This is a genomic window from Lactobacillus sp. UMNPBX1 (assembly GCF_002554085.1).
Classification (GTDB): Bacteria; Bacillota; Bacilli; order Lactobacillales; family Lactobacillaceae; genus Lactobacillus; species Lactobacillus crispatus.
In genome coordinates this window covers 42611-54828 of sequence record NZ_PCZI01000008.1, presented here as the reverse complement: position 1 = coordinate 54828, position 12218 = coordinate 42611, and the positions used below count along the sequence as shown (strand labels likewise).

The following is a 12218-nucleotide window of genomic DNA, read 5'->3' as shown; positions in this document are numbered from 1 at the left end:
TTCCTTTTTTATTTCAGTAATAATTTTTCATATTATTAATTCTACTACTCATTAACCTGCATTTGCCGATCAACTTTTGCTCGACCGTTATTATAGTTAAAAACATAACCGGGCTGCACGTTATAGAGATAGACATTGAAGTTTAAACTGCCATCAGTTGAAACGGCCTGCAAATTCACGCCGCGGGCCATTAACTCATTACCACGAAAAACAGCAGTTGCTTGATAAATTACACGCTTATTCTGCCGCAGTGCTCTCCTAACCTTAGCCTCAAAAATAGTCTGAATCTTTTGGTTAGAATAAGCGGATTGCGTAAACAAATTCTTAGGATTATTTTGGTCCCCTGATTGATTGCGTGGATCATAATTGCCGCTTTGATCAATTCCAGCTGAGACTGAATAGGCAATCAAGTGGCCCCGATTATAGATTTGGGTACCGTTACGGTGATTATAGTGCCAGCCAGTCGGTTCAACATATTGCCTTACTCGCAAGCTATCATTAGCCACATTGCGCTTTTCCAAAAAGGCTGTATTAGAGCGCGATGTTCGATTCAATGAATCAAGGTTAGAGTAAATCACCCGATTTATCTTCCATGCGCCTTTGACCAAAGTCGACTTATCATGGTTGACTTCGGTATAAGCGCGACTGCCACTCTTAAAATTCAAATTAGCTAATTTTTGATAATCAGTTGGCGATAGACCTCCATAATTGGTCTTGGCTTTTGATGCATCGCTAATTGTATTAGTTACATGTTCATCATTATTGCCAGTAAAGTCACGCAAAAACTGGCTACCATTTGGATCGCTGCCAGCTTTAGTAAAAACTCCCCATAAAATCGCGATTAAGACAATTAATGATGAAACAACCGTTCCTTGTTTTTTTCGTCTTCTTCGTGTCATCTTTTTCCTCTAACTACGAGCCCAATCATCAAGCATGCTTAAGAAAAAGGTCTCCGAAAAACGCTTAATCTTAGCACCATTTTTGATCAAATCACGTGCTGCATTCAAATCCTGATTATCTTTTCTAAAGAAATCTTGATCACCCATGATTAAGTAATTAGTCGTTGCTAACACTGAATTGTCAACTTGGCCGCCCATATTGTTGATCATCTTGCCCGCTTCAGCTTCGTTCATATGAATATTGCCAGACAAAACGATATTCTTATTTTGAACCGGATTGTGCCAACCTAAGTCAACATAATCCAATTCGCCAGTAGTTAGGTCGATATTCTTAATCTTGCTTTGTGCCTTTTCCAATAAATCATCAGTAAAGTGCTGGGCAAAGTCATCATAAACCTTGATCGTATCAAGAGAATCCTGCAAACCGTGGTGAGCCTCAACTTGAGCAATTCCAGCCCGCTGCATGCAGTCAAGCAGACGGTTATGGCGCTCGCGTGGATAATATGTCCGCGCCAAACGCAATACGTCAACGTAATCATTATCAAGCACTGGTAAGCCATATTTTTGACTTAAATCATACAAAAAGTTCAAGTCAAAATTGACGTTATACCCAATGATAACGTCATCACCAATAAACTCACGAAATTCACGAATAGCCTGCTCAGCCGGAATCCCTTCCTTCACAATTTGCTCTTCAGTAATTCCATTTAGCTTAGTAATAAAAGCAGGAACAGAATTATTCTTGGAAAACTTCACCAAATTAGTATATTGATCAACAATTTGACCGTTACGTACCTTAACCCCACCTAATTCAGTAATTCGATCACGGTAAGGATATAAGCCCGTTGTTTCAATATCAAGCATTGTATAATTGGTCAAAAAGTCAGGCTTTTCCTGTCCTTTTTTACGCAACTTGTCTTGCGCACCGGTTACATGTAAAATTCCATTTTTTATGTAAATACTCATTCTTCACCTATTTAATTATTTAATCAAATTCATCAGCATCTCGTGCGAATTGCTATCAAAACCCATTGCTCGTTTCTTAAGATCAGCTGGCAAATCTGCATCAGCTAAATCAGCGGCAATATAATGCCAATTAGGAAATTGCTGCACTAGCTTTACCATTGGATCAAGTAATTGAGGACTGGTCTCATCTACGCCTAATTCCAAAATTACGACATTCTTGTCCTCGGCTCCCGTTAGAAACCAACGAAAACGCGTATTAGCATCGGTATCAGGGAAGAAGTTAGCATTCAGCGGCATATGCAATTCCATTGGACTATTGCAGTCCTCGCACTTTGGTACTAAATCTGCCGTTACGTTGCCGTTCTTAATTGCCGTCATAAAGCGTTCTACTACTTCACGGTTATCCTTTTGACCATGATTAATCCCGCTAGAACACTGCATTTTAGTCCAATCACCAAAGGCATTGAAAATTCGATTTTCATTAAAGCCTGCATTTTCAAAAAAGTGCCCGAATGTACTGGTCGCAATAAAATATTTTTTATCACGAATTAGCTTTTTTAGAGCAAGCATCGTCTCACTAGGCTCATATTGTAAGGAATATTCGTTGATTAGCTCACTCCAAAAAGCCCATTGCTCGCTCCAAGTATCAAACCTCTTATCTAATGCATCCCCAATTGTATGCACATCATACTTATCTGCAATTTTGCCAAATTGATCATCAAAGCCTTCTTCACTTAGGATATCTAGTCCCTCTTCTTTGGCCATGCCATTACCAGCCGTTACGATCACCGTGTTAGCATTTTTCAGCCATTTTTTTGCTGTCACTAAATCTGCCATTTTATCTCTTTCCCTTTGAATAACCTGTCAAGCGTAATTGTCCATTAATGTATTCTCCTAAGAAAACATCACTGATACTATTATAACCTGCCTCTTCAACTTGTTGCTCTAACCAAGCTTCGCTTTTGTGAATCAACTCTAAGACATCAATATTAGCCTGACCATCACTAATTATTGGGAAACGAATGTTAGCTTCATCATTTTCAATAATAGTTAATTGCCCGTTTTGCTCAAAGATACAATTCTTAATCTTTTCAACAGAGTAGATACCTCGACTGCGCAATTTAAACATTAATTCATTAGCGGAGATTCCTGCTTTCATGCAGTTTCCCACTAACACCTTGCCATTTTTAATTACTTGAACAGGTTTACCATCGATAATCCCTCTAATCCAATTATTGTGATCACGGCTGAATTTCAAAATAAAAACAACCAACGTCCAAACAATTAGAACTAGGAAAAACTGAAGAATTGTAATACTAGGATTGTAAATCAAGCCACCAATAATTCCACCTAAAACATAATTCTGCAACTGATCTAATGCAGTCGTAGGAGCCAGATTAGACTTACCAAAGACATTGATTTGAATGATTAAAGTTAAGATACCGAGAGCAAACTTAATGAATAATTGTGTGTAATCTAGTTGCATTATTTTATTACCTCTACTTTATGATCAATTACATGGGCTTGCGTTAATGTGTAAGTATTGCGATCATCATTAAGGTTTAACTGATAATCAATATTTTTAGAATCAATCCTTACGATCATGCCATTAGTTAAAACCGTTGAACTAACTAAAACATCAGAAGTCGAAACATTTTCATCTTTAGCAATCGATTTGATGAATGGCACGATTTGAATCGCCTGTGATTTTTGCGTATTAAGTTGCACATATTTTTCATATTGCGTACCGGCAAACAAAAGCAAAAATAATAAGGCAATAATACCCAAATCGCGATACTTGGTTGCAAAACGGTTATGTAAATATAGCAAAGCAAAAATTATCATTGCTAACGCCGCCACCAACATCAAAGCATATAATACTGCCTGATTAGTATTCTGGTTATTTTGAATATATTTCATTGTATAAAAGGTCATGCTCTACCTCACCCTTCATATTTTTCTTTCATTCTAACACAGAAAAAAAGTAGCACTTTCGTACTACTTTTACTAGAAATTATTCACTTTTCACTATTATTAATTATTTTTGAATTTCTTTTAATCCAGCTTTGCGACGGCCCATGTTAAACCATGGTGAAACAGTGAAGGCTAACACATCATTAATTACATAGATCAATGAATTAATTGCCATGGCTAAGTTTGCATCACCTTGAGCATAAGTTACGCCCCAAAGAATCAACTGGAAGACGCCACTAGCAGTCCACCAAAAGTATTGATTGTTGTAACGCATAAAGCACATGATCCCAGCAGTTAATGAAATAGCAAAACTAATAGCATCAATCCAAGGACGAGGATCATTGGTAAATTTACCAATCAAAAAGCCGGATACAACATAAACAAGTAAAGTTCCAACAATAGCAATAAGCCATTCCTTTGAACCAAATTTTCTCAAATGATTCTTAGTATCGTCATTCCATGATCTAACGGCAATGATAACTGGTAAATCTAAAGTTGCAATATAAGCAATCTGTTCAAAAATGGAAAGATAATTCTTAGCTGACCAACCTGCATAGATAAAACAAGCAGCTGAAATCAACCCCAACCAACCATTAATTGCCTTAGTAGCGTTAATTGCCAATACACAAAGTGTACCCAAAAGCGTACCAATAAAAGTAATCAAAGTTACGCTTGTAATTTTGCCTTGAATCAGCAAAGCTAATTGAAATCCAAACGCAAAAAACCATAAACAGTAATTTTGAACTGGCCAGCCTTTCAATTGATTAAATAGCCAAACAAAATAATTTTCGTGTTTTCTTTCCATCCTATTCAACATTCCCCTTTTTTATTTTAGGTCGCAAAATACAAGATCTTGTGCCTTATCCGTGCTATACAAAAAAGCACATCGATATCTATCCTAATAGAAAGATAAATTTTATACAAGATTGAATTCAACCAAATATTGTGTTATTAGCATAAACTATATCTATATGTTGTAGTCAAAATTAAAAAGTAGCTTAAAACTATGTTTTTTAGTAAAATGACACTATGTCACAAAAATGATAGAGGTGTATATATATGCTAAAAAACAAACTAATTTATGTTCCTCAAAAAATATTCCAACAAATTCTTCCTACTAAGGCAACTAACACTCCAAACTACCAATTGCCTATCAACTATTACGATCCTGAAGGCAACATGGTTGGCACTTATTCTGGAATTAACCTGGCGGCAAATGAAACTATCACTCACCACCAGCTCAAGAGATTTATCAACACTCATCTTCCTGAAAATTACGAAGTTTTTCCTTACTTTGCTTATCCTAAGGAGAATATCACCTGTGAAAATCTGCCTGATGAAATAATGATCGCAGTCAGATTATCTAATTAAAAAAGGCGACTCGATTGAGTCACTTTTTTAATTGCAATTGATATTAATGTTGCGAAGCACCAGTTGTAGTATCTGGTTCTTCGTGCTTTTCTTCTTTAACTTCTGCAGCTTTAGTTGATGCACCAGTTGCGGCGTCTGGATCAGAATTTCTACGATAAGTTGCACCAGTTGTTGCGTCATCATCTACAACCAACTTTTGGCCCGTAGTTTCGCAGAAGTACTTAACAAGTGGATATAAATCTTGTACCCATTCATAAATACCAGCATAATTGCCTTCGTCATCTTCAACACGCTTGTAGTAGTGCAAAACCAATTCCTTCAAATTACCAGTAGGAACAGGCATGTAAACATCATCGTGTCCACTTTCCTTAGTGCGTAACGCATGTACAACCTTCTTAGCGTTAGGAATAACGTCACGAACGTCTGGGTGAATTGCCTTCATAGTGTCACCAACTTGTTCTGGTGTACGCTTAGCCTTCATCTTAGCATTTGGATCCTTAGGACGGTTGTACCACAAGAATTGGTTGTTGCTGTCAACAAAAGTCATTTCACCAATAGTATTTTGCAGCATCCAGTTAATTTGATTAACAGTTAACAAACCACTATCAAGCTTAACGTAGTCGTCGCCTTCTGCAGCGTGGACTTTCTTAGCGGCTTTATCTAACCAATCAGGATCATTTTTATCAATTCCCTCAACTGTATATTTAGACTTGCCCTTTGCATCGAAATCTTCTTTTAAGTATTCATCGGCATTCATATCTTTAAGCCATTTTGGTTCAGCCATAGTAAAACCTCCTCGTATGAACTCTGTTAACCTAATTATATGATGTAAGTGGTTTCAGTTCAACGATTTTAATATATTTTATAAAATATTTTCGCTAGCTAAATTATATATTATTTTATATAAAAAGAGCTGATCAACGATCAACTCTTTACATCTTTGTCTCAATTGTATGAGTGTCCAAATGAATGATCACGTCAAACATCGCTTTTTCTTCTGGTGAAATCTTATGAGCCACCTCAATAACAGCAATACGTGGATTCTTCAACAGCGTCTTATGAATGCCTAACGACAAGTTCGGGTCAAGTGCACTTGTCGCTTCATCAGCTAGCAAAATCGGCCGATCTGATAAAAGCGCACGGGCAATTTCTACTCTTTGGATTTGTCCACCCGACAAGCCACTACCGTTTTCACCTACAGCCTTGTCTAGACCCTGTTCCTTTACCAATTCATCTAGACCAGCCTCATGAATAACTTCTTTCAAATGCTCGTCACTCACTTTACGTCCTAACGTAATGTTGAAACGCAATGTATCATCAAACATGAATGGCTTTTGATTAACATAGGAAAAATAATTGTGGGCAGCATCCCAATTTCCCGTTACATCCGTACCATTAATCAAAATTTTACCATCTTTGGGCTTTCTCAAACCTAATAGCAAGCGAAGCAAGGTGGTCTTGCCCCAACCACTTGGCGCCATCAATAGAACTTTTTCACCCGGCTTAACTGTTAAGTTCACATTCTCAAAGATGCGTTTGTGATCACTACCTGTAACATAAGATAGTTGTTCAACCTCCATACCATCAAAATGATCGATCTTCTGCTTATCATCTTTCAGCACGTGATGCAAAGCGCGCTGGGTCTTTTCCCACATTGGCACAGTCGACTTGACTTGGTTAAATTCGTTAAAAAGAGTCACGATTGGCGTGATAAAGTTCAAGGCCAAATCGACCATCATTACTAATGTACCCACCTTTAAATTTCCCTGCATCATCATAATACCGCCAATAGTACATGGTACGATGAAGCAAAACAATTCAGCAGCTGAATAAATTAATTCTAGTGCCCAAGCTTGAGTCAATGTCATATTACGCAGAGCGTTCTCCATTGCCTGGGCCGCACCAGCTGCTCGTGTAACGATGTTGGTGCGCACGTTATAAAGCTTGGTAGCCTGTGCCCCATTTAATGAATCGGACACATTTTGCGTATAGTTAGCGTTAGTCGTTGCCCAAATCTTGGACTTACGTGTAATGATAGGACTAGTAATCATTTGAACTAATGCTGGCGCAAGCGTAGCAATCAAAAATACTAGGGTCATCTGCCATGAACTATAAAAAGCAAAAGTAATTGCCCCGAAAAACGACAAACCTTGGAAAATCATATCCAATTGTGCCGTTATCCGATTAGTTTCAATCTGTTTTAAATCGTTGGTCATCAGTGATAAACCGCTCTTGATATCAGGCTCACCTTGATCAACCAAATAACGCAAGTTAGCGCGCTTAAAGGTCATATTCACGTCACGAATAATGCCCATCTTTACCGTTTCATAGACAAAGTTACTGGCCATAAAACACATCTGACCTAAGGCAGTCAAAGCAGCCAGGCGAATCAAATGCAGATAATCATGCGATCCTGACGAAGCAACATTCAACATAATTTGTACCATATAAGCTACAAAGACGATGTTGCAGGCCTTGATTGCGGCCAAAATGGTATAGCTAATAATTTGGCTTTTTTTAGCGTACTTCAGGCTCATTAATTTCTCCTTTTCTATCCCGTTAGAAACATTATACCCGCTAGCTTGTCTTTTTCTCAATTAGATACGATAATTAGAGTAATCATTTTAATTTTTAATGAAAAGCAGAAAGGAACTTTTAATGAAGACTGGTACTAAAATTATTACTTTAGACAACGGTTATCACTTATGGACCAACACCCAAGGTGAAGGCGACATTCATCTTCTAGCTTTGCATGGTGGTCCTGGCGGCAATCACGAATATTGGGAAGACACTGCAGAACAATTGAAAAAGCAAGGCTTGAACGTGCAAGTTACTATGTACGATCAGCTTGGTTCGCTTTATTCAGATCAGCCTGACTACTCTGATCCTGAAATTGCCAAGAAATATTTAACCTACGAATATTTCTTAGATGAGGTTGACGAAGTCCGTGAAAAGTTAGGACTTGATAACATTTATTTAATCGGTCAAAGCTGGGGTGGTCTATTAGTTCAAGAATACGCCGTTAAATATGGTCAACACTTGAAAGGTGCAATTATCTCCTCAATGGTTGATGAAATCGATGAGTACGTTGCTTCAGTTAACAGAAGACGCCAAGAAGTTTTACCACAAACCGAAATCGACTTCATGCACGAATGTGAAAAGAACAACGACTATGATAATCAACGCTATCAAGATGACGTACAAATTTTAAACATTAATTTCGTTGACCGAAAGCAACCATCTAAGCTTTACCACTTAAAAGACATTGGTGGAACCGCTGTTTACAACGCTTTCCAAGGCGACAATGAATTCGTAATTACTGGTAAATTAAAAGACTGGCATTTCAGAGATCAATTACACAAGATCAAGGTGCCAACCCTATTAACCTTTGGTGAAAACGAAACTATGCCAATTTCAACTGCTAAGATTATGCAAAAGAAGATTCCTAACTCACGCTTAGTAACTACACCTGACGGTGGTCACCACCACATGGTTGACAACCCTGACGTATATTATAAGCACTTAGCTGACTTTATTCGTGAAGTAGAAAATGGTACATTTAAGGGCGAAAATTAATTAACAGATATTCAGGCTGGAATCGATTTCCGGCCTTTTATTTTTAAGGAAAATGATATGGATGAAAAAGATGTCAAAATTCTGCTAGTTGAGGATGAAGAAAGCGTCGCTAGCTTCGTCAAAACTGAATTAGAATTTGAGGATTACCAAGTTGTTTGGGCTGAAGACGGCAAAAAAGCATTAGACCTTTTTACTCAAGAAAAGCCAACTTTAATTTTGCTTGATTGGATGTTGCCAGTATATGATGGCATGACTGTCCTGCGGCGAATCCGCAAGCAAAGTGATGTCCCTATTATTATGCTTACCGCCAAAAATTCTGCCTCTGATATAAGCTCTGCTCTTGATCAGGGACTAGACGACTACCTCACCAAACCATTTGAAATCGAGGAATTGCTGGCACGAATTCGGGTAGTCTTGCGAAGACTGGAAAAAATGCGGCAGCAAAATGACGTCCCTGATACTTCCCTAGAATTTGGCCCATTAAAAATTGATCTGCTTAAGCATGAATTTTACTGTGACACCGAGCAAATTTATCTTACTCCTAAGGAATTTGCTTTAATCACTGAGTTGATGCGTGATCCTGAGCAAGTTAAAAGTCGTGATGAATTACTTGATACAGTCTGGGGATATGACTTCGTTGGTCAAACCAACACTGTCGACGTCTATATTCGAACTATTCGCAATAAAATAGGCGAGCCCTATAAGAAAATCATCAAAACCATGCGCGGCTTGGGCTATTGTTTGAGAAAATTAGATGATAATCATGAAAAAAGCTGATCCTAAATCAACTACCCAACAATTAACATACTTATTCGTAAAGCTATTTGTAGCTATTTTAATATTAGTCAATGTAGCTTTCTTAATTATTTCTTCTGCTTACATCTATTATCAAGCTGAACGACAAAGTGAGCAGGTTGTTAGAGCTGTTAAAGATAATCTAGATTCACAATATGATTGGTCGGCAATGCTAGACGCATATTTAGCCAAGCAAGACAGCGATGCGATTACTCTGACTACGCCACATGGCAAAACTTACTACTCTGAAGATGCGCATGAAACTTTTAAGTATATTAACGAGCAGAGACACTATCAAAATTTAGTTTATTCAAACAAGCACATTTACTTTTTAAAAGATGAGCAAAAGCATAATTTTAAAATCAATGTTGCTCTAAACATTGATAGGTTATTTCATTTAATTATTTGGCTATTTTGCACAATGTTAATTATTAACTTAGCCGCTATTTTGATTAGTATCCCACTTATTCGACGTTTATCACATAAATGGAGCCGTCCAATTCAAACAATGAATAGTGAAATTCAAGATATTCAAAAAGATGGGGCTACAACTAAAATTACAGTTCCTAATCAACCACTTGAAATTAAACAGCTTGCTAAATCATTTAATAATTTGCTTACTTTTCAAAATAAGGCTTTACAGCGGGAACAACAATTTGTTAGTGATGCCTCGCATGAACTAAAAACTCCGATCGCTGCAATTCGCGGTCATGTTAACCTAATCAGACGACATGGAAAAGATAAACCTGAAATCATCCCCAAATCATTAGATTATATTGACGTTGAATCCAAAAAGATGGAAGGCTTAATTAATGACCTACTCGCTTTAGGCAGAATAGAGAGAAATACAAATTTAACGCAAACTAATTTGGTGAAAATTATTAATGAAATAACCGCTGAAATTCAAGCAGTTTATCCACATAAAATACACACTGACATGCCGCAAGAACTATTTTTCCTCATCAATCCAACAGATTTTAGAAACATTGTGCATAATTTAGTGGAAAACGCTGCTAAATATTCGCCTGAACATAGCGATATTAACATCTCATTAACTCAAAAAGAAAATCAAATACTCTTTCAAGTAGCAGATCACGGCATCGGTATTGCCGCGAAAAATCGCGAAAAAATATTTCAACGTTTTTATCGTGAAGACACTTCTCATTCGAGTAAAATTAAAGGATCTGGCCTAGGCTTGGCAATTGTCAAAGCTGAAGTTGATAAGTATAATGGAAAAATTAAAGTTACAGATAACGCTCCTCAAGGAACAGTCTTCACAGTTTCTCTTCCACTAGAAAAATGAAGAAATCTTCATTTAAACTCTATTAAATCTTAGTTTTTTTAAGCCGCTTACCTAGTAAGATAAATATATCAAGTAAAGCAAAACAAAAATTATTAACGATTTTAGAGGAGAATTTTTTATGAAGACTATTAACTTAAAGAAAATTACTATTACCGGTGCAGCATTACTCGGCTTAGGAACTGCCGCAATTGCTACAATAAATTTAGCTAACGAAACTAATGTTGTGCAAGCTGTTTCAAGCAAAATTAAGGTTTCACAAAATACAGCTGTTAAAAAGTTTAAGGCAAAGTTCAAGACTGCCAAGATTGAATCAATCAGTTTAGATAAAGAAAATGGTCGCTACGTTTACGACATTGAAGGTTTCACTTCAAGCAAGGAATATGAAATGAAAATCAATGCTTCAACTGGCAAAACTATCTCATCGCATTCCGAAAAATTAGATCGCGATGAACGTGGCAAAAAGGCTTTAAGCTTAAGCAAGACAATTTCTCGCTCTACTGCTACTAAAATTGCTCAAAAAAGAGTAGCTGGAAAGGCAGTTGAATGGTCATTAGACCGGGAAGGTTCAAAGCATGTCTGGGAAGTAACCATCAGTAAGAATGGTCAAAAAAGTGAAGTTAAGGTTAACGCAATTACTAAAAAAGTAATTAGTGTTGACCGTGATTAATTACGAGAGGACATAGAATGAAATTTACTAAACTTACAAGTGTCGCACTACTAAGCGCAACTTTATTAACAACAGTAGTAGCTTGTTCTAAGCAAAACGACACTGCGACGACTACTCAAAAAAGTGTTACTTCCTCAAAAGTTACACACAATTCTGAGTCAGCAGTGAGCAAACAATCTCGAAAAGATAATATTCAGATCAATATCAGCCAACAAGAAGCCATTGACAAATTTCAAAAACAATTTAGTGGTAAGCAGCTTAAAAGTATTGAATTAAGTCGTGAAGGTAATCATTACCTTTACGAAATCGAGGGATTCGATTCAACCAATGAATACTCTGTTAATATCAATGCAGAAACTGGTCAAATTGGCCACGTTCATTCAGAAAAATTAGATCATGATGATCGCAATCAAAAGGCCTTGGCCCTCAGAGGTGCCATTAGCCGTGACGACGCTAGCCGCATTGCAGAAGAACACGTTAAAGGTACTAGTGAGGAATGGAAACTAGAACAAGATGAAGATACCGGTAAAACATACTGGGAAGTTACAGTTAAAAATGGTCATCAAGAAACAGACGTTAAAATCAACGCCCATACTAGGGAGATTATTTTAACTGAACACGATGATTAACGAATAAGAACACATAGAAAAAGGCACAACATTATTCT

At 37.1% G+C, this 12218-nt stretch carries 14 protein-coding genes; 6 read left to right on the top strand and 8 right to left on the bottom strand.

The genetic code is table 11. The features are described 5' to 3' along the window. Positions 1-44: 44 nt before the first annotated feature. From CP352_RS05920 to pnuC, 6 genes are all read right to left on the bottom strand, one after another. On the bottom strand, positions 45-899 hold the full coding sequence (locus CP352_RS05920) for a DNA/RNA non-specific endonuclease (protein WP_005720689.1): 855 nt from the start codon (positions 897-899) through the stop codon (positions 45-47). A gap of 9 nt (positions 900-908) precedes the next feature. After that, on the bottom strand, positions 909-1865 hold the full coding sequence (locus CP352_RS05915; protein WP_013086811.1) for an exonuclease domain-containing protein: 957 nt from the start codon (positions 1863-1865) through the stop codon (positions 909-911). Positions 1866-1880: 15 nt separating this feature from the next. Then, positions 1881-2702 (bottom strand): hypothetical protein, encoded by an 822-nt coding sequence (locus CP352_RS05910; RefSeq protein WP_005726588.1) that lies wholly within the window; start codon positions 2700-2702, stop codon positions 1881-1883. A 1-nt stretch (position 2703) separates the two neighbouring features. Next, complete coding sequence (locus tag CP352_RS05905; RefSeq protein ID WP_061205182.1) at positions 2704-3351, bottom strand: DUF421 domain-containing protein; 648 nt, start codon at positions 3349-3351, stop codon at positions 2704-2706. After that, complete coding sequence (locus CP352_RS05900) at positions 3351-3800, bottom strand: DUF3290 domain-containing protein (protein ID WP_023488319.1); 450 nt, start codon at positions 3798-3800, stop codon at positions 3351-3353. The genes CP352_RS05905 and CP352_RS05900 overlap by 1 nt, the downstream gene beginning before the upstream one ends. A 103-nt stretch (positions 3801-3903) precedes the next feature. Further along, on the bottom strand, positions 3904-4644 hold the full coding sequence (gene pnuC / locus CP352_RS05895) for a nicotinamide riboside transporter PnuC (protein WP_013086814.1): 741 nt from the start codon (positions 4642-4644) through the stop codon (positions 3904-3906). Positions 4645-4898: 254 nt separating this feature from the next. Here pnuC and CP352_RS05890 point away from each other — a divergent pair, with 254 nt between their 5' ends. Then, positions 4899-5210, top strand: coding sequence for a hypothetical protein (locus CP352_RS05890; protein WP_061205181.1), 312 nt, complete (start codon positions 4899-4901; stop codon positions 5208-5210). 43 nt (positions 5211-5253) lie between these two features. Here the strand turns inward: CP352_RS05890 and CP352_RS05885 are convergent, their stop codons facing one another. After that, positions 5254-5994 carry a PAS domain-containing protein gene (locus tag CP352_RS05885; RefSeq protein ID WP_089147261.1) on the bottom strand — a complete coding sequence of 247 codons (741 nt, stop codon included), beginning with the start codon at positions 5992-5994 and terminating at the stop codon, positions 5254-5256. A gap of 148 nt (positions 5995-6142) precedes the next feature. Continuing rightward, positions 6143-7747 carry an ABC transporter ATP-binding protein gene (locus tag CP352_RS05880; protein ID WP_089150782.1) on the bottom strand — a complete coding sequence of 535 codons (1605 nt, stop codon included), beginning with the start codon at positions 7745-7747 and terminating at the stop codon, positions 6143-6145. A gap of 121 nt (positions 7748-7868) precedes the next feature. Here CP352_RS05880 and CP352_RS05875 point away from each other — a divergent pair, with 121 nt between their 5' ends. The 5 genes from CP352_RS05875 (at position 7869) to CP352_RS05855 (ending at position 12180) form a co-directional block, all read left to right on the top strand. Beyond that, entirely contained in the window at positions 7869-8786 is a 918-nt protein-coding gene (locus CP352_RS05875) for a prolyl aminopeptidase (RefSeq protein ID WP_005722412.1), read from the top strand. 57 nt (positions 8787-8843) lie between these two features. Continuing rightward, the gene (locus tag CP352_RS05870; protein WP_089143348.1) at positions 8844-9563 is read left to right on the top strand and encodes a response regulator transcription factor; all 720 of its coding nucleotides are present in this window, start codon (positions 8844-8846) and stop codon (positions 9561-9563) included. Next, positions 9550-10884: a cell wall metabolism sensor histidine kinase WalK gene (locus CP352_RS05865; protein WP_179210821.1), complete on the top strand. Its 1335-nt coding sequence runs from the start codon at positions 9550-9552 to the stop codon at positions 10882-10884. Before CP352_RS05870 ends, CP352_RS05865 begins: the two co-directional genes overlap by 14 nt. A 118-nt stretch (positions 10885-11002) precedes the next feature. After that, complete coding sequence (locus CP352_RS05860; protein ID WP_013086824.1) at positions 11003-11551, top strand: PepSY domain-containing protein; 549 nt, start codon at positions 11003-11005, stop codon at positions 11549-11551. Positions 11552-11568: 17 nt separating this feature from the next. Next, complete coding sequence (locus CP352_RS05855) at positions 11569-12180, top strand: PepSY domain-containing protein (protein ID WP_089150780.1); 612 nt, start codon at positions 11569-11571, stop codon at positions 12178-12180. Positions 12181-12218 lie beyond the last annotated feature (38 nt).